This is a genomic window from Mesorhizobium sp. IMUNJ 23232, from assembly GCF_044326205.1.
Lineage (GTDB): Bacteria > Pseudomonadota > Alphaproteobacteria > Rhizobiales > Rhizobiaceae > Kumtagia.
The window spans coordinates 85,592-105,953 of record NZ_JBIRCY010000006.1 but is presented as its reverse complement, the minus strand read 5'-3'; the positions used below and the strand labels follow the sequence as shown (position 1 = coordinate 105,953).

25 protein-coding genes are annotated in these 20,362 nt (G+C 63.8%); 16 read left to right on the top strand and 9 right to left on the bottom strand.

All coding sequences use genetic code 11. The annotated features are described in order from the left end of the window. Positions 1 to 66 precede the first annotated feature (66 nt). The 4 genes from ACH196_RS06355 to lpxK are packed head-to-tail and all read left to right on the top strand — an operon-like array spanning position 67 to position 3,445. Complete coding sequence (locus ACH196_RS06355) at positions 67 to 321, top strand: DUF4170 domain-containing protein (RefSeq protein ID WP_396645870.1); 255 nt, start codon at positions 67 to 69, stop codon at positions 319 to 321. Continuing rightward, positions 321 to 1,109 (top strand): lysophospholipid acyltransferase family protein, encoded by a 789-nt coding sequence (locus tag ACH196_RS06350; RefSeq protein ID WP_396645868.1) that lies wholly within the window; start codon positions 321 to 323, stop codon positions 1,107 to 1,109. Before ACH196_RS06355 ends, ACH196_RS06350 begins: the two co-directional genes overlap by 1 nt. Beyond that, positions 1,106 to 2,422, top strand: a complete 1,317-nt coding sequence (waaA, locus tag ACH196_RS06345) for a lipid IV(A) 3-deoxy-D-manno-octulosonic acid transferase (RefSeq protein WP_396645867.1) — start codon at positions 1,106 to 1,108, stop codon at positions 2,420 to 2,422. The genes ACH196_RS06350 and waaA overlap by 4 nt, the downstream gene beginning before the upstream one ends. After that, positions 2,423 to 3,445, top strand: a complete 1,023-nt coding sequence (gene lpxK, locus ACH196_RS06340; protein ID WP_396645866.1) for a tetraacyldisaccharide 4'-kinase — start codon at positions 2,423 to 2,425, stop codon at positions 3,443 to 3,445. It abuts the gene before it with no gap. Here the strand turns inward: lpxK and ACH196_RS06335 are convergent. Together ACH196_RS06335 and mutL are read right to left on the bottom strand one after the other, a co-directional pair. Continuing rightward, complete coding sequence (locus tag ACH196_RS06335; RefSeq protein WP_396645865.1) at positions 3,438 to 3,677, bottom strand: DUF2093 domain-containing protein; 240 nt, start codon at positions 3,675 to 3,677, stop codon at positions 3,438 to 3,440. The two genes, lpxK and ACH196_RS06335, sit on opposite strands and share 8 nt — an antisense overlap. Positions 3,678 to 3,771: 94 nt before the next feature. Next, positions 3,772 to 5,601 (bottom strand): DNA mismatch repair endonuclease MutL, encoded by a 1,830-nt coding sequence (gene mutL / locus ACH196_RS06330; RefSeq protein ID WP_396645864.1) that lies wholly within the window; start codon positions 5,599 to 5,601, stop codon positions 3,772 to 3,774. A 225-nt stretch (positions 5,602 to 5,826) separates the two neighbouring features. On the opposite strand from mutL, the gene ACH196_RS06325 reads away from it, so the two are divergent. From ACH196_RS06325 to ACH196_RS06310, 4 genes are all read left to right on the top strand, one after another. Next, the gene (locus ACH196_RS06325; RefSeq protein ID WP_396645863.1) at positions 5,827 to 6,141 is read left to right on the top strand and encodes a hypothetical protein; all 315 of its coding nucleotides are present in this window, start codon (positions 5,827 to 5,829) and stop codon (positions 6,139 to 6,141) included. A gap of 127 nt (positions 6,142 to 6,268) precedes the next feature. Continuing rightward, a complete protein-coding gene (locus ACH196_RS06320) occupies positions 6,269 to 6,577 on the top strand; it encodes a hypothetical protein (protein WP_396645862.1) in 309 nt (102 codons plus the stop codon). Continuing rightward, on the top strand, positions 6,571 to 7,197 hold the full coding sequence (locus tag ACH196_RS06315) for a hypothetical protein (protein WP_396645861.1): 627 nt from the start codon (positions 6,571 to 6,573) through the stop codon (positions 7,195 to 7,197). Before ACH196_RS06320 ends, ACH196_RS06315 begins: the two co-directional genes overlap by 7 nt. Positions 7,198 to 7,330: 133 nt before the next feature. Continuing rightward, positions 7,331 to 8,008, top strand: a complete 678-nt coding sequence (locus tag ACH196_RS06310; RefSeq protein WP_396645859.1) for a superoxide dismutase — start codon at positions 7,331 to 7,333, stop codon at positions 8,006 to 8,008. Between the two features lie 24 nt (positions 8,009 to 8,032). Here ACH196_RS06310 and queF read toward each other — a convergent pair whose 3' ends face one another. Next, on the bottom strand, positions 8,033 to 8,494 hold the full coding sequence (gene queF / locus ACH196_RS06305) for a preQ(1) synthase (protein ID WP_396645858.1): 462 nt from the start codon (positions 8,492 to 8,494) through the stop codon (positions 8,033 to 8,035). 160 nt (positions 8,495 to 8,654) lie between these two features. Continuing rightward, entirely contained in the window at positions 8,655 to 9,524 is an 870-nt protein-coding gene (locus ACH196_RS06300) for a DUF2270 domain-containing protein (RefSeq protein WP_396645857.1), read from the bottom strand. 45 nt (positions 9,525 to 9,569) lie between these two features. Here ACH196_RS06300 and ACH196_RS06295 point away from each other — a divergent pair, with 45 nt between their 5' ends. Further along, on the top strand, positions 9,570 to 10,772 hold the full coding sequence (locus ACH196_RS06295; RefSeq protein ID WP_396645856.1) for an acyl-CoA dehydrogenase: 1,203 nt from the start codon (positions 9,570 to 9,572) through the stop codon (positions 10,770 to 10,772). Positions 10,773 to 10,886: 114 nt separating this feature from the next. Here ACH196_RS06295 and ACH196_RS06290 read toward each other — a convergent pair whose 3' ends face one another. Then, positions 10,887 to 11,249, bottom strand: coding sequence for an SPW repeat protein (locus tag ACH196_RS06290; RefSeq protein WP_396645854.1), 363 nt, complete (start codon positions 11,247 to 11,249; stop codon positions 10,887 to 10,889). Positions 11,250 to 11,442: 193 nt separating this feature from the next. After that, a complete protein-coding gene (locus ACH196_RS06285; RefSeq protein WP_396645853.1) occupies positions 11,443 to 12,549 on the bottom strand; it encodes a mandelate racemase/muconate lactonizing enzyme family protein in 1,107 nt (368 codons plus the stop codon). 140 nt (positions 12,550 to 12,689) lie between these two features. On the opposite strand from ACH196_RS06285, the gene ACH196_RS06280 reads away from it, so the two are divergent. Continuing rightward, positions 12,690 to 13,874 carry a glycine C-acetyltransferase gene (locus tag ACH196_RS06280; RefSeq protein WP_396645851.1) on the top strand — a complete coding sequence of 395 codons (1,185 nt, stop codon included), beginning with the start codon at positions 12,690 to 12,692 and terminating at the stop codon, positions 13,872 to 13,874. Positions 13,875 to 14,113: 239 nt separating this feature from the next. Continuing rightward, positions 14,114 to 15,148 carry an L-threonine 3-dehydrogenase gene (gene tdh, locus ACH196_RS06275; RefSeq protein ID WP_396645849.1) on the top strand — a complete coding sequence of 345 codons (1,035 nt, stop codon included), beginning with the start codon at positions 14,114 to 14,116 and terminating at the stop codon, positions 15,146 to 15,148. Positions 15,149 to 15,162: 14 nt separating this feature from the next. Here tdh and ACH196_RS06270 read toward each other — a convergent pair whose 3' ends face one another. Together ACH196_RS06270 and ACH196_RS06265 are read right to left on the bottom strand one after the other, a co-directional pair. Next, entirely contained in the window at positions 15,163 to 15,567 is a 405-nt protein-coding gene (locus tag ACH196_RS06270; RefSeq protein ID WP_396645847.1) for a type II toxin-antitoxin system VapC family toxin, read from the bottom strand. Continuing rightward, positions 15,567 to 15,818, bottom strand: a complete 252-nt coding sequence (locus ACH196_RS06265; protein ID WP_396645845.1) for a type II toxin-antitoxin system prevent-host-death family antitoxin — start codon at positions 15,816 to 15,818, stop codon at positions 15,567 to 15,569. Before ACH196_RS06265 ends, ACH196_RS06270 begins: the two co-directional genes overlap by 1 nt. A 189-nt stretch (positions 15,819 to 16,007) precedes the next feature. Here ACH196_RS06265 and ACH196_RS06260 point away from each other — a divergent pair, with 189 nt between their 5' ends. The 5 genes from ACH196_RS06260 to ACH196_RS06240 all read left to right on the top strand — a co-directional run bounded on the left by ACH196_RS06260 (position 16,008) and on the right by ACH196_RS06240 (position 19,135). Beyond that, positions 16,008 to 16,517, top strand: coding sequence for an HPP family protein (locus ACH196_RS06260; RefSeq protein ID WP_396645843.1), 510 nt, complete (start codon positions 16,008 to 16,010; stop codon positions 16,515 to 16,517). A 143-nt stretch (positions 16,518 to 16,660) separates the two neighbouring features. Beyond that, positions 16,661 to 17,674, top strand: coding sequence for a fumarylacetoacetate hydrolase family protein (locus tag ACH196_RS06255; protein ID WP_396645841.1), 1,014 nt, complete (start codon positions 16,661 to 16,663; stop codon positions 17,672 to 17,674). A gap of 73 nt (positions 17,675 to 17,747) precedes the next feature. Further along, complete coding sequence (locus ACH196_RS06250; RefSeq protein WP_396645839.1) at positions 17,748 to 18,272, top strand: hypothetical protein; 525 nt, start codon at positions 17,748 to 17,750, stop codon at positions 18,270 to 18,272. Between the two features lie 12 nt (positions 18,273 to 18,284). After that, positions 18,285 to 18,575: a hypothetical protein gene (locus tag ACH196_RS06245; RefSeq protein ID WP_396645838.1), complete on the top strand. Its 291-nt coding sequence runs from the start codon at positions 18,285 to 18,287 to the stop codon at positions 18,573 to 18,575. Positions 18,576 to 18,577: 2 nt separating this feature from the next. Continuing rightward, entirely contained in the window at positions 18,578 to 19,135 is a 558-nt protein-coding gene (locus ACH196_RS06240) for a DinB family protein (protein WP_396645836.1), read from the top strand. A gap of 90 nt (positions 19,136 to 19,225) precedes the next feature. Here the strand turns inward: ACH196_RS06240 and hppD are convergent, their stop codons facing one another. After that, a complete protein-coding gene (hppD, locus tag ACH196_RS06235) occupies positions 19,226 to 20,338 on the bottom strand; it encodes a 4-hydroxyphenylpyruvate dioxygenase (RefSeq protein WP_396645835.1) in 1,113 nt (370 codons plus the stop codon). Between the last annotated feature and the right edge of the window lie 24 nt (positions 20,339 to 20,362).

The following is a 20,362-nucleotide window of genomic DNA, read 5'->3' as shown; positions in this document are numbered from 1 at the left end:
ATATTTAAAATCCGGACGAATTCCTCTAGACAATGCGCACTCTCGCACACGACTCAGGATCATCGCATGGCTGAAGAAGGCGGCAAGAAGCAGCTTTTGCACCTCGTCTTCGGGGGCGAGCTGAAATCGCTCAAATCCACCGAATTCCGCGACCTCGACGGTCTCGACATCGTCGGCATCTTTCCCGACTACGCCTCGGCTCTTGCCGCCTGGAAGAGCAAGGCGCAGGCCAGCGTCGACAACGCCCATATGCGCTACTACGTCGTCCACCTACATCGCCTGCTCGATCCGGAAAACGGCGCCAAGGCTGGCCAAAACTGATGAGCGACGCACGGCTTGCGCCGCTGGCGGCTAGGGCGGCGAAGAAAAAGCGCCGCCGCGCTGGGGGCATGAAGGGATTCTGGCGCAGGATACGCGAGCCGCTGGCGCAGTCCGACCTGGTCAAGTCGGCGCTTGCGACGCTTCTGGCCGGCGGCCTGCGTTTCGTCCGCGCGACGAACCGCTATGCCGAGGGGTCGAGCGACGTTGCGCAATCCTACGCCAGGGTGACGCCCTCCATACTGGCGATCTGGCATGGGCAGCACCTGCTGGCGCCGGTGCTCTATCCGCGGGGTGAGCCGCTGGCGGCGATGGTGTCGCGCAGCGCCGACGCGGAACTCAATGCCCTGGTGGTCGAAAAATTCGGCTTCGAGGCGGTGCGTGGCTCCGGCGGGCGCGGCGGCAAGAGCAAGAGCGACAAGGGCGGCGCACAGGCGCTCATTGCCCTGAAAAAGGCGCTCGACGGCGGTAGCAATGTCTGCATGATCGCCGATATTCCGCATGGAACGCCGCGCCAGGCCGGCATGGGCATCGTGACGCTGGCGCGGCTTTCGGGCCGCCCCGTGGTGCCCGTCGCAATGACCACCAGCCGCCGCAAGGTGCTGGAGAAGACCTGGGACAAGACCACCATCAACCTGCCTTTCGGCCGCTGCGCCATGGTCGTCGGCGAGCCGATCACCGTGTCCGCCGACGCCGACGACGCCGAACTCGAGCGCAAACGGCAGGAGATCACGGCAGGCCTCAACGAAGCGACGGAGCGGGTCTACCGCATCGTCGATCGCCGCGCATGAGCGAACGCTGGGCAAGGGCGACGCTGCGGGCCTATCGCCTGGCGGGCGCCGCCGTCTATCCGGTGATCGGCACCTATGTCGCCTGGCGCACCAGCCGCGGCAAGGAGGATCGCGCCCGTCGGCGGGAGCGCTATGGTCATGCCAGCAAGCCGCGCCCGCCGGGGCCGATCATCTGGGTGCATGCGGCAAGCGTCGGCGAGACCAACGCCATCGTGCCGCTGGTGCAGCGCATCCTGGGTTACGGCGTGAACGTCGTGCTGACCACCGGCACGGTCACGTCGGCGCAGGTCGCCGAGGAGGTGTTTGGCGACGCCGTCATCCACCAGTATGTGCCGCTCGACCTGAAGCCGGCCGTCGACCGCTTCCTCGACCATTGGGAGCCGGACCTCGCCATCATCGCCGAATCCGAGATATGGCCGATGACCATCCTCGAACTCGGCGACCGGCGGGTTCCGCAGGTTCTGGTGAATGGCCGGCTGTCCGACCGGTCGTTCCGCTCCTGGAAGAAGCGGCCGCACGTGGCGGAGGCGCTGTTCGAGAATCTTGCGCATGTTGTCGCCCAGTCGGAACTGGACGGCGAGCGGTTCCAGGCGCTGGGCGCGCGGCCTGTCACCGTGTCGGGCAACCTGAAAGTTGACGTAACGCCGCCGACAGCCGACGAGACAGTGCTGACGGGTTTGCGCCAGCAGATCGGCAAGCGGCCGACCTGGGCGGCAGTGTCGACGCATGACGGCGAAGAGAAATTCGCCTCCGAGGTGCATCTTGCGTTGCGCGGCCGCCATCCCGGACTGCTGACCATCATCGTGCCGCGCCATCCCGACCGCGCGTCCGCTCTGATGGCGGAATTCTCGGCGGCGGGCCTGAAGACGGTGCGGCGCACCGGCGGCGAGAAGGTCGCGCCCGACACCGACATATTGCTTGGCGACACGATCGGCGAGATGGGGATTTATCTCAGGCTCACCGAGATCGCCTTTGTCGGCCGTTCGCTGACTTCCGAAGGGGGCCAGAACCCGCTGGAACCGGCGATGTTGGAGACGGCGGTGCTGGCCGGCCGCAACGTCCAGAATTTTCGCGATGCCTATCAACGGCTGATCGACAGTGGCGGGGCGCGGCTGGTGCGCGACAAGGACATGCTGGCCGGCGCGGTCAATTACCTGCTCACCAACGAGGAGGCGCGGCGCGAGATGATCGCCGCCGGCGCCACCGCCGTCGGCGAGATGCGCGGCGCGCTGGAGCGGACGCTGAAGGCGCTCGACCCGTTCATCCATCCGCTGGTGGTGAAATCGCGGCTGGAAAAGCCGAACGGGGCCTGATTGTCTCTGGACGCCCCTCGCTTCTGGTGGCGGCCGCCGGGCTGGCAGGCGTGGGCGCTCTCTCCCGTCTCGGCGATTTATGGTGCGGTGGCGCGCCGCCGGCTGGTCACTGCACCGCGGGAGCCTGTCGACCTGCCGGTGCTGTGCGTCGGCAATTTTACGGTTGGCGGTTCGGGCAAGACGCCGGTGGCGATTGCCTTGGCCAAGCAGGCTGCCGAAATGGGCCGAAAGCCCGGCTTCCTGTCACGCGGCCATGGCGGCAGTTCATCTGCTCCGCGGATCGTGGATCCGGCTGCTGACAGTGCCCGCGACGTCGGCGACGAGCCGCTGCTGCTGGCCGCACACGCGCCAGTCGCGGTGTCGCCGGACCGGGCGGCGGCGGCCCGGATGCTCGCCGCACAGGGCTGCGATTTCCTCATCATGGACGACGGTTTTCAGAGCGCCCGCATCCTGTTCGACTACGCGCTGCTGGTTGTCGATGCGCGCCATGGCATCGGCAACGGGAAGGTCCTTCCCGCCGGCCCGTTGCGGGCGCATGTCGCGGACCAGTTGCACTACGCCGACGCGGTGCTGCGCATGGGCGAGGGAACGGCGGCCGATCCTGTGCTGCAAGCGGCGCCCGGCGCGGGCAAGCCGGTATTCGGCGCGGTCTTGCGGCCGCGCAACCCCGCGCGTTTCGCCGGGCGGCGCATGCTCGCCTTCGCCGGCATCGGCCATCCGGACAAATTCTTCGAGACATTGCGCCAGGCAGGCGCCGAAGTGGCGGTGGCACAGCCTTTTCCCGACCATCATTTCTATGCGGCCGACGAATTGCAGAGCCTGGCCGATACGGCGCAGGGTCAGAACCTTGGAATGGTCACCACAGCCAAGGACGCCGCGCGCTTGTCGGGGATGGGATTGCCTGCAGAAATTCTCGGCATGGTCGAGGTTCTGGAGATCGACGCGGTGTTCGAGGACGATCGAACGGCGGAGCGGATTGTCAGGGATGCGCTGGCGGCCTGGAAGAAGCGCTGGCCTACCTGACTCCGCGCCTGCGCAGCGACGGGTCGGCTTCGATCTCGCGCCTCAGCGACGCCGTGGCGTCGATATAGGGCTCCTGCCGCGCGACGCTCCAGTATTTGAGTTCGTCCAGCGCGATGCGCTCGCCGGTGACCGCGCAGCGCACGAAAGACCCAGGGCTGGTGACCTGGAAATCTCCATCGAGGTAGCGGATCCCGGCTTCCCTTGCGCCCGGACCCTCGAAGCGGTTCATCATCTGTTGCTCTGACCGGAGGGCTTGACCCGCATCCGCCACAAAACGGGCGGGAAATCAAGCGCGGGCCGTCACCGACTTTCGCCCGGGCCGGTGGTCATCGCCGCCCGAACAGCTTTTCGATGTCGGTGAGCTTCAGCTCGATATAGGTCGGACGGCCATGGTTGCAGGTGCCGGAACCGGGCGTCGATTCCATCTGCCGGAGCAGCGCGTTCATCTCGTCTGGCAGCAGGCGGCGGCCGGAGCGCACCGAGCCGTGACAAGCCATGGTGGCGGCGATGGCGTCGAGCCGCTGTTTCAGCGTGTCGACGGTGTCGTTGTCGGCGATCTCGTCGGCGAGGTCGCGCATGAGTTGCTCGATGTTGGTTTCACCGAGCATGGCCGGCGTCTCGCGCACGGCGACCGCGCCGGGGCCGAAGCGCTCGATGCCGAGGCCGAAGCGTCGCAGCGTGTCGGCATGCAGCGAAAGCCGCTCGGCGTCGTCCTCGGGCAGGTCCACGATCGCCGGCAGCAGCAGCAATTGTGCCGGCATTGGCCGGCTGGCAAGCGCGTTCTTCAGGGCTTCGTAGATCAGCCGCTCGTGGGCAGCGTGCTGGTCGACGATGACCAGCGAATCGCCGGTCTGGGCGACAATGTAGTTCTCATGCACCTGCGCCCGCGCCGCGCCGAGCTTCAGCCCGGTTGTCTCGACGGCAGGCCCCTCGACCGCTATCCGGACGTCGGCGCTGTCGAGCGGGCCGGTGTCGAAAGCTGCCTGCACCTCTTCGCCGAAGCCGGCCTCCAGCGGCCGATGGAAGGAACGAGCGGTGTCAAACGAGCCGCCGCCACCGCTGCGGAAAGCAGGGTTGTAACCGCGGTGGCCGCCGGCCGGGCCGGGATGGCCGTAGCTGGTCGGCCCGGATCGAAAAGCGCCCATCATCGCCGAAGCGCCGGTTGAGGCCGGGCGGATGCCGGCACCGGCAAGCGCCTCACGGATCGCGCCGACGATCAGCCCGCGCACCAGGCCGGGGTCGCGGAAGCGCACATCGGCTTTGGCCGGATGCACGTTGACGTCGACCAGCGCCGGATCAAGCGTCACGAAAAGGGCGGCCACCGCGTGCCGGTCGCGCGCCAGCGTGTCTGCGAAGGCGCCGCGGATGGCGCTGGCGATCAGCCGGTCGCGCACTGGCCGCCCGTTGACATAGACATATTGCTGGAGAGCGTTGGCGCGCGAGAAGGACGGGATGGAGACGTGGCCGTCGAGCCGCACGTCCTCGCGCATGGCGTCGATGGTGATCGAGTTCTCCGGGAATTCCGCGCCCATCACCTGGGCGATGCGACGCAACCGGTCGTCGGTCGCAGCGAAATCCAGCGTCGAGCGGTCCGGGCCGGACAGGGTGAAACGCACCGACGGGAAGGCGATGGCGATGCGCCTGACAACATCGGCGATGGCCGAGGCTTCGGCGCGCTCGCCCTTCATGAATTTGAGGCGTGCTGGCGTGGCAAAGAACAGGTCGCGGACCTCCACGGCGGTGCCGCGATTGGCGCCGGCCGGCCGCACGGCGGAGACCTGGCCGCCCTCCACCGAAATCTCGGCCGCCTCGCCGGCGCCGGTGCGCGAGCGGATCATGAGCCGCGACACGGCGCCGATCGACGGCAGCGCCTCTCCCCGGAAACCCAGCGTGCGGATGTCGTCTATGCCGTTGGCGAGCTTCGATGTGCAGTGGCGCGACACGGCGAGTTCCAGTTCATCCGCCGCGATGCCGGAGCCGTCGTCGCTGACGCGGATCAGCGACAGCCCGCCGCCGGCGGTCGCGATCTCGACGCGGCTGGCGCCGGCGTCCACGGCGTTCTCGACCAGTTCCTTGACGACACTCGCCGGCCGTTCGATCACCTCGCCTGCGGCGATCTGGTTGATCATGGTTTCGGTGAGGTGGCGGATCGGCATGCAGGCATTGTATCCGGATTCGAGGCGAGGCGAACAGGGTATGGCATGATCGGTTCCGCATGATTTGATCGCGGAGATGGCGTCTGCGCCGCTGCGACGCCGCTATTACGCGCCGCCTTGAAGGCTTTTGTCACGGGCAGTTGATGGCTTGGCGAGGTCGGATGAACAGGCGGGTATGTTTTTCCGGCATTTCGGCGCTACCCTGCGGCTCAACGGAGTGCCGCAATGCGTACGACCAGACTTGGCCTGTTCTTCTACGCACTGCTCGTCGCGGGCCCGTCCATGGCAGACGCTGCGGACCGGCGCGCGGCGCTATTCGACGATCCGCTCTTTCGCCGTTGCATCAACTGGATGCTGGACGGCAGTGGCGGTGCGCTGATCGAGAACCTCTGCATCGACGATTTTGCCATCCCGCCGCCATCGATCTTCTCCTGCGCGCGCAAGGTGATGACGGGCTTCCAGTCTGCCGCCGACCAGGAAGGCTGCGCGTTGATCTTCGAGGAGCAGGCGAAGAAGGTGCGTTCCGGCTATGTGAAGTGATGCCAATGAGAGTGCCAGGCGCCCAGGTCGACCAGAAGATCGTCGTGGCGGTTCAGGATTTCGGCGCACGGAAAAAAGCCGCGGTTGCGGATGCTTGGTATTGCCGTCACGACCGGAGAGGGTGTTCATGATCAGGATTGCCTTGGCGGCCGCCGCATTCTTCATCGCCGCCGTACCGGCGCTTGCCGGCCCCGCAGCCGACGCCGTGAAGTTCTTTTACGAACCGGTCGGTTCTCCGGGCGATCCGGAATTCCGCGACCGCTTCGTCGATTCGGCGCGAACGAAATTCCAGGAGAACGATACGCTTTCCAGCAATGGCGGCGAAATTGGCTGCATCGATTTTGCGCTGCCTGTCGACGCGCAGGATCTCGACGATGCCGAGGTGGCGCGCACGCTGAAGCTCGACGAAAAGGTTTCGGAGACGATGCCATGGTGACGGCGAGCTTCAACCTTTTTCCCGGCGAAGCCGAGAGCCGGAGAGAGGTCGTCTGGACGCTGAAGAAGGTCGGCGATGCCTGGAAGATTTCCGATATCGCCGCGCCGAAGAGCGACTGGAAACTCAGCCAATTCGACTGCACGACCCCGCAGCAGGGAGGTTGCGGCATGTTGACCGGCCGAATCGTAGGAAGCTCCGTCGCGGCCTTGTGCATCGTCGTACCTGCATCGGCGCTCGCCGGTACGCCGACCGAGGCGGTGATGGCTTTCTACGATCATGTCGGCCTGGAACTCGATCCGGCGGAGCGGGGCCGGTTCGTCGATCCGGCGAGGGCGGTGTTCGACGGCAACGAGCGGCTGCATAAGGCGGGCGAGGGCGATTGCCTCGATCCGAACATGCCGCTGGACAATGTCGAGACCGGCGCCGATGAGATCGGCAAGACGCTGAAGTCGCTGGAGACGGTGAAGGGTGACCAAGCGAAGGTCACAGTCGCCTTCGTGGCGGCGGGAGCGCCGCATCGATTGCAATGGCAGCTGAGAAAGGTGGGCGATGCATGGAAGGTCGCCGACATTCTGTCGATCACCGGCGAGTGGGCGCTGAGCCAGTATCACTGCGAATGAGGGTGCTTGCTGAACCGCGCTCTCCCCGCCGGTCACAAAATTGCGAACGCGGCCGGCCAGGCTTCTGCGGGAACCGATCCCCGGATAAGAGGTTGGGGCAGCAGGCAGACCCCGCCAAACGAGGAGACATCCGATGATCGTATCGCGCCGCACCACACTTGCTCTGGCGGCCGGCGCCGCCTTGGCGGCAACCGCGCGTCCGTCCATCCTGCGCGCCGCCGCACCGTTCGTGCAGCCGCCGCTGCCTTATGGCGAGGACGCGCTGGCGCCGCAGATTTCCGCGCGCACCGTCGGCCTGCATTACGGCAAGCATCACAAGGGCTACTTCGACAAGCTCAACCAGTTGGCGCCGGGTACGCCCTATGCCGACATGGAATTGGAGGCGGTGGTTGTCGCCGCGAAGAAGGACGGCCAGGACAAGATCTTCAACCAGGCGGCGCAGGCCTGGAACCATGTGTTCTACTGGGAGCAGTTCAAGGGCGGCCCCGAAAAGCCCTCGGGCGCGTTCGCGGAGGCGGTGGAACGCGACTTTGGCGGTGACAAGGGCTTGTTCGAGGCGTTCGGCAAGGAGGCGGACAACGTCTTCGGCACCGGCTGGGTCTGGCTTTCCGCGGGCCAGGGCAAGCTCGTCCTGAAAGGTTATCAGGACGCCAACAATCCGCTACAGGACGGCTTGAAGCCGCTGGTCGGCATCGATGTCTGGGAGCACGCCTACTATCTCGATTATGAGAACCGCAAGGCGGAACATATTGCCGCGGTTCTGTCCGAGCTAGTGAACTGGCAGGCGGCCGGGGAGAAAATGGCAGGGTAAGTTCACCCGCCGTGAGAGACAGGATCAGCCCCTGCCGCGATAGGGCAACACGCCGGAGTCAGGCAGCCAGGCCCCATCCGGCGGCGCGCCAGTCTGCCAGAAGACGTCGATGGGAATGCCGCCGCGCGGATACCAGTAACCCGCGATGCGAAGCCAAAGGGGTTTGGCGGCTTCGATCAGGCGCCTGCCGATCATCACCGTACATTCCTCGTGAAAGGCGCCATGGTTGCGGAACGACGTCATGAACAGTTTCAGCGATTTTGACTCGACCAGAAGAGTGTCCGGCGCGTAGTCGATAACGATGTGAGCGAAGTCGGGCTGGCCGGTGACGGGGCAGAGCGATGTGAATTCGGGACAGGTGAAGCGCACGATTGCGGGCGGCCCGTCGCCGCGCTGAAACGGCACGATCTCGAGGCGCGCTTCTTCAGGGGAGGCGGGGATGAACGCCTTGGCTCCGAGTAGCGTGAGTCTGTCGGTTTCGGTCATGGTCGGCTCCATTTGGTGCCCACATAACGGTTTGGCCGATGGATCGAAAGCCGATGATCACTGATCCCGCCCCCCAGCCTTGCCGGCCACGAGCATGCATGATGATCCACTTCACCGACGTCAGTCCGGCCGCCTGAAAAAGCCCGGCTTCGGACCGCCGTCACACATGCACGTCTCCGTCGCTCGGCAAGGGCGCAGGCTGAAGGAAGGCCGTGTAAACCAGCCAGGCATAAAAGACCGCGACCACTGCCACCACCAACCAGCCGGGCAGGAAACCCAAAGCAGCATTGTCGATCATCTCGCGCAGCGAAGCGACCACGTGGCGACTGGTTTCGACCTCCTGCAGTTTCGGCGTCGACAGTTTGAGCACCCAGGCGAGCAGGATCATCAGAAAGATCCAGAAATAATTCCGCCGCAGCCGCCGCGACATGGCGCTGTGAAGGCTGATCATGAACTTCGGGCTGTCGAGACTTCTGCCCAGCGCGCCAGCCCAGCCGGGATCGACCGGCTTGCCCGATGAGAACAGCGGCGAGAAATAGTTTCGTTCGACGAGGCGCACGCGGGCGCGGTAGACGTCGAAGAAGCGGTAGCGCCTGGCTTCGATGATCAGGAATAGCAGAACCAGCAGCATGGTGAACAGCAGCACGCCGTGATGCGCGGAGGCCGACGACAGCGATACCGACAGCATCGCGCCGCCGCCGGTTATCGCCCAGTTGGTGGTGCGGTCTATGCGGTCGCGCCAGCCCGCCATGCGGGCGATTTCCGCGCGGTGATAGTGCGCGAGCGCCGTGATGTACTCCGACGACGTTGCCGGCATCGGCGGGGTCGAGAAGACCGGAGCGGCCGGTTCCTGTTGTTGCAGATCGCCTACCCCATTACCTGCTCCTTCTCGGATCGGTGGGATTATGCGCCCGGGCATCCGCGCTGCCAAACACAATCGCTGCCCTTCGAACGGGCGGGATCGTGCCATAGCACATAGGCTCTTTTCGCCCTTGACGCCGGCAATCAGAAAGGCTTCGACCGGCGGCACTTTCCGCTCTAAAATCGGCGCGAAGAACAAGGACTGGATTTTGACATGAACATCGAGAGCAAGCCCGCCGCCGCTTCGTTCGTCTGGAACGACCCGTTCCTCATCGAGGACCAACTTTCGGAGGATGAGCGCATGCTGCGCGATGGGGCGGCGGCGTTTGCGGCCGACAGGCTGGCTCCACGCGTTGAGGCCGCGTATCTGGAGGAAAAGACCGACCCGGCGATTTTTGCGGAGATGGGCGAGGCCGGCCTGCTCGGCATCACCATTCCGGAAGAATATGGCGGGCTCGGCGCCGGCTACGTCTCCTACGGCCTTGTCGCGCGCGAGGTGGAGCGCGTCGATTCGGGCTATCGCTCGATGATGTCAGTGCAGTCTTCGCTGGTCATGTATCCGATCCATGCCTACGGCACGGAGGCTCAGCGCAAGAAATACTTGCCGAAACTGGCGAGCGGCGAATGGATCGGCTGCTTCGGCCTGACCGAGCCGGACGCCGGCTCCGATCCCGGCGGCATGAAGACCCGCGCCGAGAAGATCGATGGCGGCTACCGGATTTCCGGCGGAAAAATGTGGATTTCGAACGCGCCGATCGCCGATGTGTTCGTCGTCTGGGCGAAGTCGGCCGCGCACGACAATCAGATCAAGGGTTTTGTGCTGGAAAAGGGCATGAAGGGCCTGTCGGCGCCGAAGATCGACGGAAAGCTCAGCCTGCGCGCCTCGATCACCGGCGAAATCGTCATGGAGGGCGTCGAGGTTGGCGAGGATGCGCTGTTGCCCAACGTCTCGGGTCTGAAGGGGCCGTTCGGCTGCCTGAACCGCGCGCGCTACGGCATTTCCTGGGGCGCGATGGGCGCCGCCGAGGATTGCTGGTTCCGGGCGCGCCAATATGGCCTCGACCGGAAGCAATTCGGAAAGCCGCTGGCCGGCATGCAGCTTTACCAGAAGAAGCTCGCCGACATGCAGACAGAGATCGCACTCGGTCTCCAGGGCTCGCTGCGCGTCGGAAGGTTGATGGACGAGGGCAAAATGGCCCCCGAAATGATCTCCATCGTCAAGCGCAACAATTGCGGCAAGGCGCTCGACATCGCCCGCCAGGCCCGGGACATGCACGGCGGCAACGGCATCCAGATCGGCTACCACGTCATGCGCCACGCGCAGAATCTGGAAACGGTCAACACCTATGAGGGCGCGCACGACGTGCACGCGCTGATTTTGGGCCGCGCGCAGACGGGATTGCAGGCGTTTTTCTGAGCGGCCCTTTCCCGCGCGAATTCCTGCACAGGTTTTCCGAAACGACATCGGCCCGCCATTTGCATGGCGGGCCGATTGTCTTGCGTCGTTCGGTTCGGCGCTAGGCCGAGCCGGTCACGCATGCGCGTGCGGGCCGTGTCGAAAGTCCCAGACCGCCCAGGCCGACGCCGCAGCGATCAGCACACCCATGATCACATGGGTCCACATCGCGTTCACGTTGGCGGAGAATCCGAGCAGCCAGGGCGAGACGACCAGCCAAAGGCCGAGCAGGAAGTTCACCCATTCCTCCCACTCGGCGAACGCCGAAATCGCGGCGAGCGTGAAACCGGCGAGCACAACGCCTACAACCCAGGCGTTCCATGCCGGCCTGACGTCCGTCACGAATCCGATGAACCAAGGGGAAACGAACAGGCAGACCGCGAGGGCAAGGTTGATCCAGTCTTGCGCCTTCCTGCCTTCCATCAGCGAGTTAGCCATGACAACCTCCACGGATGAAGCTTGATCAAAGCGTTCAGTTCGCGTGCATAGCACGCTTGAGAATCACATAATTGCGGCTGGGCGGGGTTCAAGTGGCTGGCGCTGCTCCGTGACACAAATAGTGAACGCTAGCGCTGCCGCGGCGTTGCGAAGGCCCGCCACGGAACCGTCGGCCATTCCACTCCGCCCTCAACTACTGGCGCGCCACGAAAATCGGATCGCCAAACATTTTTGTATCGACCTCGACTCCCAGTCCCGGCCCGGACGGTGGCGTGATCGCGCCGCCTTCGATGCGGAACTCGGCGCGGGCGTTTGAAACCGTCACCCAGTTGTGGAAGTCGACCGTGTGCTGGCGCAGGCTTTCTGGCGTCGACAGCATAAGCGCGCAATAGGCTGATGTGTCGATCTCGGCGCCGCCGGTGTCCTCGATGGTGATCTTCAAATTGCGGGCAATCGCGACGTCGCGGATCAGCTTCGCCCTGGTGATGCCGCCGACCCGCGCCAGCTTTATCGTGATGCCATCGACCAGCCCATCGGAAATGGCGCGCAGCAGCACGTCGACGCCGTCTATGGTCTCGTCCAGAACGAGCGGCCGGTCGCAGGCCGAGCGGACCGCCAAATTCTCCTCGTAGCTGGCGCAGGGCTGCTCCAGCACATAGTCGATGGAGCGGGTGGCGCTGAGGAAGCGCCTGACCTCGGCGGTTCCCCAACTGGCGTTGGCATCACAGAACAGCACGGTGGCGGAAGGCACGGCGGCGCGGACCGCCTCCAGCCGCGCGACATCCTCATCGACGTCGAGCCCGACCTTGACCTGCAGCCGGCGATAGCCCTCGGCGACGTATTTTTGCGCCCGCCTGGCCATGGCGTCGGGCGCTTCCTGCGCCAGCGAGCGGTAAAGCGCGATGGTATTGCCCTCGGCGCCGCCGGTGAGCGCGGCGAGCGGCTGGCCGGCGCGCTTGCCGGCCAGATCCCAAAGTGCCATGTCGATCGCCGCCTTGGCGTAGGGATGTCCCTTCAGCAGCAGGTCCATTCGGCGGTTCAGCTTTTCGATGCCGGAAGCATCCGCGCCGACCAGCCGTGGGCAGAGTTCGCGCATCGCGGCGCGCGCGCCTTCCGCAAAGGCCGGGTCGTAAAAACTGCCCAGCGGCGCCATCTCGCCATAGCCGGCATGGCCGTCGCGCGTCCTGATCTCGACGATGGTGGAATCGAATCCCTCGGCGCTGCGGCCGCCCGAGCAGCGGTATGTCCCGTCGCGGAACGGCTGCCATTGTCGGAACAGCGTGATCGATTCGATGGTCATTGCATTTGTGCCTCGATGTTTGCTGAACCTAGCGGGCTGGGGCGCGCCTCGCCGCGAGAGAAGCGGCGCGTGGGCTGGTCGGATTTCTGCTAGAGTTCGGCAGCTTTCGGCGCTAACCCTGCCGCATCCGGAGATTTTTCATGGCCCAGCCCTTTCTCGCCCATCTGTCCGCCGAGTTGGAGGGCCTGAAGTCCGCCGGGCTCTACAAGTCCGAGCGGGTGATCACCTCCACCCAGTCGGCCGAGATCGAGGTCGGCGGGCAGAAGGTGTTGAACTTCTGCGCCAACAACTATCTCGGCCTCGCCGACAATGACGGCCTGCGCGACGCCGCGAAAGCCGCGCTCGAGCGCTATGGCTACGGCATGGCCTCGGTGCGTTTCATCTGCGGCACGCAGGAGGAGCACAAGCAGCTCGAGGCGACGATCTCGCGCTTCCTCGGCATGGAGGACACGATCCTCTACGGCTCCTGCTTCGACGCCAATGGCGGGTTGTTCGAGACGCTGCTCGGCGAGGAGGACGCCATCATCTCCGACGCGCTCAACCACGCCTCGATCATCGACGGCGTGCGGCTCTCCAAGGCAAAGCGTTTTCGCTACGCCAACAACGACATGGCGGCACTGGAAGAGGAATTGAAGAAGGCCGAAGGCTGCCGCTTCAAGCTGATCGCCACGGACGGCGTGTTTTCGATGGACGGCATCATCGCCAATCTGAGGGGTGTGTGCGACCTCGCGGAAAAATACGGCGCCATGGTCATGGTCGACGACAGTCACGCGGTTGGCTTCGTCGGAAAACACGGGCGCGGGTCGGCCGAACATTGCGGCGTCGAGGGCAGGGTGGACATCATCACCGGTACGCTCGGCAAGGCGCTGGGCGGCGCCTCGGGCGGCTACACGTCAGGCAAGCGCGAGGTGGTGGACTGGTTGCGCCAGCGTTCGCGGCCCTATCTGTTCTCCAACACGCTCATGCCGGCCATTGCCGGCGCGTCACTGAAGGTTTTCGAGCTGATTGAGCAGGGCGACGCCTTGCGCGAAAGGCTTTATGCCAATGCCGCGCGGTTCCGCGAGAAGATGACGAAGCTCGGCTTCACGCTGGCCGGCGCCGACCATCCGATCATTCCGGTGATGCTGGGCGACGCAGCCCTTGCGCAGGAAATGGCGGCAAGCATGCTGAAGCGGGGCATTTATGTCATCGGTTTTTCGTTTCCGGTGGTGCCGAAGGGCCAGGCGCGCATCCGCACGCAGATGTCGGCCGCCCATTCGAGCGCGGATATCGATCGGGCGGTAGAGGCGTTTGGCGAGGTGGGGAGAGAACTCGGCGTGATATGAATCCCGGAGGCCAGTGCTGCTTTTGCGGGCGCTTGATCGAAAGTTCCGACCGGAATGCGATAGAGTTCCGGCTGATGAATCTTTGGGTTGAAGGCGGCTCCCAGTACCTCTTTTCGCATTCAGAATGTGCCCGCGCGCGGTTTACCCATCGCCAGGCGCCGATAGAATTCGAGGCACTAGCCGATCCTGACGGCAGGCCGCAGGATGATGAACTCATTTGACCGGCTCGGAGTAATCCTATGTCCAACATGATGCGCGCCCTCGTCAAAGCCAAATCCGAACCCGGTATCTGGATGGAACAGGTGCCGGTCCCCGAGATCGGCCCCAACGACGTGCTGATCAAGGTTCGCAAGACGGCGATCTGCGGCACCGACGTTCACATCTACAACTGGGACCAGTGGGCCCAGAAAACCGTGCCGGTGCCGATGGTGACCGGCCACGAATTCGTCGGCACGGTGGCGGATTTCGGCGCGGCGGTGACCGAATACAAAATCGGCCAGCGCGTGTCGGGCGAGGGGCACATCGTCTGCGGCCATTGCCGCAACTGCCGCGCGGGCAGGGGGCATCTCTGCCGCAACACGCTGGGTGTCGGCGTCAATCGGCCCGGCGCCTTCGGCGAATTTTTGGCGATCCCGCAGCACAATGTCGTACCGATCCCCGACGATATTCCCGACGAGGTTGCGGCGATCTTCGATCCGCTCGGCAATGCCGTTCACACCGCGCTGTCCTTCGATCTGGTCGGCGAGGACGTGCTGGTCACCGGCGCCGGGCCGATCGGCATCATGGGCGCGCTGGTTGCTCAGTGCGTCGGCGCGCGAAAGGTGGTGATCACCGACATCAACCCGACGCGGCTGGCGCTGGCCAAAAAACTCGGCGTGCAGCATGTGGTCGACGCTTCGAAGGAAAAGCTGCGCGACGTGATGGGCGGCATCGGCATGACCGAGGGTTTTGACGTCGGGCTGGAAATGTCAGGGGCGGCGCCCGCCTTCCGCGACATGATCGACACCATGAACAATGGCGGCAAGATCGCCATTCTGGGCATTGCGCCGACCGGTTTCGAGATTGACTGGAACAAGGTGATCTTCAAGATGCTGCATCTGAAGGGCATCTATGGCCGCGAAATGTTCGAGACCTGGTACAAGATGATCGCCCTGGTGCAGGGACCGCTGGACGTAACCGGTCTGATCACCCATCGCATCGGCGTCGACGACTATATTTCGGGGTTCGAGGCGATGAAATCAGGCAATTCCGGAAAAGTGGTGATGGATTGGTGAACTGCCACCCGCGCTCAGGCGCTCAACACTTGTACGCCCGCTGATTTCGCGGCCGAAGCCAGTCGGCGATCAAGCGTCGCCAGGGTAGACGGCGTTCGCACGGCTATTTCAAGATAGGCCGCATCATAGACAGTCAAGCTGAACGTCCGTGCAAGACTGAATAGCACCTGCTCCACGACATTCGCGTCGATCACGCATGGGATATCGCCAATCCGTATCAGGCCCTGCTCGATCTGAGCCGGGGCAATCCGGCTACGCCGCTCACTGACGAGAAGCACGTTGCGAAGCTCGTACCAGAACAAGGGTGGCACCAGCATTCCTTCCGCGGATACGATTTCCAAAGCGCTATTGGCAACTTCGGAAAATTCGTCAGGCATCAGCCAACAGGCGGCCACTGAACTGTCGATGACGACAGGCATCAGGGTTTGCGACCCTCGTCTCGCGCCGACAGGATGTCATCGACGGTCATTCCGGTGGGCGGTAGCGTCTTGCGCCAGGCCTTCAGCCGGTCGACCGCGCGCTCGCGGCGCTCCTGCTCGTCCGCTTCCGGCGGTACCAGGCGCGCAATCGTCTTGCCGTGACGGGTTATGCTGACGATCTCGCCACGCTCGACGTCACTGAGAAGAGCCGAAAACTTTGCCTTCGCTTCCGCGGCTTGCACGACTTTCATAGGCGAACCCGTTTCGACTGGTCATTTTAACCGGTCAATTCTACATTTTTCCGGCGCACGCCGCAAGAAATCGGAAGGGGTTCGGAGTGCGATTAATTTTTCATCTCCTGCCCAAAATTCGAACTTTGTTCGTTGCCTGTTGCGTAGGCAAATTGCTATCGAGCCCAGCCTTGACAGTCGGGTTCCCGCATGCGCCGTCACATCGTGCCATTTATCGTCCGCCATGAGCCGAACGGCCGGGCGCTTTCGCATCTGAAGTCCGGCATTGGCGCCGTGATCGGCATTGCCGGCGTCGGCGCGCTGTCGTCTCTGACCGGCCTGCCCCTGCTGATCGCGCCGCTGGGCGCGACGGTGGTGCTGCTGTTCGGGCAGCCAGCCAGCCCGCTGGCGCAGCCGATCAACATTTTTGGCGGCTATCTGCTCGCCACGATCATCGGCGTCGCTGTCGCACTGGCATTCCCGGGCCTGCTGTGGGTGGCGGCGGTTGCGGTCGGCGCGGCAATCGCCGGCATGCTGGTCCTGCGCGTCACCCATCCGCCGGCGGGCGCCATTCCGCTTGTCGCGCTGGCCTCTCCCGCGAGCAGCGCCTCGCTCTTTGTGACGATCCTGATCAGCTGTGTCAGCCTTGTCGCACTGGCGTTGGTACACCATCGCCTGCCGCCGCGCGTCCAGTATCCGCGGCTGCTTCCGCAGAACTGACCAAAATTCCAGACTTTGATAGGTTCGTGTGATGAGCGCATGGATTTCCGGTGCGCTGACAGTCGCGAACCGGCCATGCACCTTGACCCGTCACGAGGATTGGCTTCAGGGTCCTCTAGAATGCGGATCGAGGAGGAGACGGGATGAAGCTTGCCAGCCTGAAGGACGGATCCCGCGACGGGCAACTCGTGGTCGTCTCGCGCGACCTGACCCGTTACACCGACGCGTCCTTTCTCGTGCCGACGCTGCAGGCAGCACTCGACGATTGGCTGCGTCTGTCGCCGCATCTCATGGCAATGGCGGAATCGCTGGAGACGGGTGCCGTTCCGGCCTCGCGTTTCCACGAGCATGACGTCCATTCGCCGCTTCCACGCGCCTATCAGTGGGCCGATGGCTCGGCCTATGTGAACCATGTCGAACTGGTGCGAAAAGCGCGCGGCGCGGCCATGCCCGAAAGCTTCTGGACTGATCCACTGATCTATCAGGGCGGCTCGGATTCCTTCCTCGGGCCGCGCGATGCCATCGCCATGGCTGACGAAGCCTGGGGCATCGATTTCGAGGGCGAGGTCGCCGTCATCGTCGACGATGTGCCGATGGGCGCTTCGGTCGAACAAGCGGGTGCCGCGATCCGCCTGGTCATGCTGGTCAACGACGTCAGCCTGCGCGGGCTGATCCCGGCCGAGCTGGAGAAGGGTTTTGGCTTCTTCCAGTCGAAACCGTCCTCCGCCTTCTCGCCAGTCGCGGTCACGCCGGACGAGCTGGGCGAGGCCTGGGACGGCGGCCGGCTGCATCTGCCGCTGCTGGTCGAGCTCAACGGAAAGCCGTTCGGCCGGGCCAATGCCGGCGTCGATATGACCTTCGATTTCTCGCGCATCATCGCCCATGCGGCGAGGACAAGGCCGCTCGCCGCTGGCGCCATCATCGGCTCCGGCACGATCTCCAACAAGCTCGCCGGCGGTCCCGGCAAGCCGGTTTCGGAAGGCGGCGCCGGCTATTCCTGCATCGCCGAGCAGCGCATGGTCGAGACGATCGAGACCGGCGCCGCCGCGACGCCGTTCATGCATTTCGGCGACACGGTGCGCATCGAGATGAAGGACAAGGCCGGCCACTCGATCTTCGGCGCGATCGAGCAGACCGTCCGGCCGACGGGTCGATAAGCGATCTTGGAGATTTCGACACAATTCCGCTGATTTCCCATCGAGAGTGGAGCGAAAGGGTGGAGCGGTGGAGATGTCTGGAAAAGCACTCGTTAGACGCCTGCTGTCGACAATTGCGATTCTTCTGGCTGCCGAAACAAATGTGCTGGCGTGCCAATCTGGAGATGAAGCCAACTACGACACCGCAAAGAATGCACTGGTCGTGCGTGCGCTGGTCTCGTCCGTTGAACGGGAAGCGACTGCGGGTAGCGTTTGTCTCAACGTGACTTATGAGGTGCGCGAGGTATTTTTCGGCAGTTATTCTGGCTCAGTTAACGTATCAATGTGTACGAAACGCACAGACGATAGCCTTCCTGAATCAGAGCAACAAAGTATCGATGAAGACGCGGGTATTGTAGTGGGAGCGGAGGTGCTTGTCGGCCTCACCAGCGAGCCGCCGTTGAAAGGGATGAATTTGTTGCCAAACGCCGCCGGCGCGTTTCGATTTCTGATCTATACGTGTTGGGGACCACTGCACGTCCGCCACGACCAGCTTCCCGATGAAGAACGGTCGGTTTTTATCGAACAAATCCGGACGGATATGAAAAGCTGGCAGTAGACAGGAGGCGACATGAACGCGTTCGGATGGATGGCAGGCATTTGGGGGCTCGTCATGGTGGCCGTGTTCATCCAGGCGATCCGACTGTCCTATCGCATCGAGGCGCGGTCGCCGGCTTTGACCAACACCTCCGGATTTCCGCGCAACGCCATGATCTTCCTCACCGTTACGAATTCGGGCGTGGCGCGCGACGCCGAGACTCAAGGCATGCGGCGGCGCATGAACCTGCTGCTGCTGGTCAATCTGCTCGGCTTCGCGCTGCTTGGGGCGGGCATATATTTCTCCCGGCTGCCGGAGGCATGAGCATGGACCCGCTTACCCACTTCCGCCGCATGGCCGAGAACAATCTCTGGTCGAACGATCGGCTTTATCGGGCCGTGCAGGCTTTGCAGCCGGGCGAGCTGGAGGCACCGCGCACCAGCTTCTTTCCGTCACTCAAGGAGACGCTGAACCACATCCTCTCCGTCGATCTTTTTTATCTCGACATGATGGAAGAGGGCGGCGTCGGTCGTGCGATCTTCGATGTCTATGTCGACAGTGGCGACGCGAAGGCGCTTGCGGAGAGCCAGGCTAACTTCGATCGTCGGCTTCTAGCTTTTTGCGAAAGGCTTATGCCGGCCGACCTCGACCGCCGCGTCCCGACGGATCGCGGCAAGGCGGGCATGATCCCGGAACGCATCGGCGACCTGCTGGCGCATCTGTTCATCCACGAAATCCACCATCGCGGCCAGGTGCACGCGATGCTGTCGGGCACGTCGGTGAAGCCGCCGCAACTCGATGAATATTTTCTCGACTACGATTTGAGGTTCAGAAGGGACGAGGTGACGCGGCTTGGACTTGGGAACGCGGCCGAGGCGAATTAGCCTCTGGCCGACACTGTTCGTAGGCCAAATGTCCTCGGACAAAAAAGGGCCGGCATTTCTGCCAGCCCTGATTGCGAGGCAAAGGCGCCGTTAGGCAGCCTTGTTCGCGTGCAACACGCCGCGCCGAATCTGGTCCTCCTCGATCGATTCGAACAGGGCGCGGAAATTGCCCTCGCCAAAACCTTCGTCGCCCTTGCGCTGGATGAACTCGAAGAAGATCGGGCCGATGACGGTCTTGGAAAAGATCTGCAGCAGGATTTTGGTCATGCCGCCGTCGACCACGCCTTCGCCGTCGATCAGGATGCCGTGCTTCTTCATGCGTTCGATCGGCTCGTCATGGCCAGAGACGCGGGCGAAGGAGCGCTTGTAGTAGGTGTCCGGCGGGCCAGGCATGAATTTCAGGCCATTGCCGGCCAGCCGGTCGGTTGCCTCGTAAATACCATCGGTGCCGACGGCGATGTGCTGGATGCCTTCGCCCTTGTATTTCTTCAAAAATTCCTCGATCTGGCTGGTGTCGTCCTTCGACTCGTTCAGCGGGATGCGGATTTTTCCGCACGGGCTGGTGATAGCGCGGCTGACCAGGCCGGTGATGCGCCCGTCAATGTCGAAATAGTGGATCTGCTTGAAGTCGAACAACTCGCGGTAGAACGCCCACCACTTGTCCATCTGGCCGCGATAGACGTTATGGGTGAGGTGGTCGAGATAATAGAAGCCGACGCCTTCCGGTTTCGGATCGCGCTCGCCAAGCCACTCGAACTCCTGGTCGTAGGCGGAACCCTTCTCGCCATAGTGATCGACGAAATAGAGCAGCGAGCCGCCGATGCCGACGATGGCCGGCACGTCCAGCGCCTTGTCGTGGCCGTAGTAGGGCGTCGCACCCTTGGACACAGCGTGCTCGAAGGCATGCTGCGCGTCGACGACGCGCCACGCCATGGAGGGCGCGCAAGGGCCGTGCTGCTCGACGAAATTCATCGCGTGCGAACCGCGCTGGGCGTTCAGCACGTAGTTGATGTCGCCCTGCCGCCAGACCGTGATGTTCTTGGTGCGGTGCCGGGCGACGGGGACATAACCCATGCGCTCAAACAGCGTCGCGAGCTTTTCCGGCTCGGGGTGCGCGAATTCGACGAATTCGAAACCGTCGGTGCCGGCCGGGTTGGCCTTGCTGATTTTCGCGGGCGGTGCGTCGTGCGGGAAGGGACCCATGCTGGCCTCCGGTCTGCCTGAAAT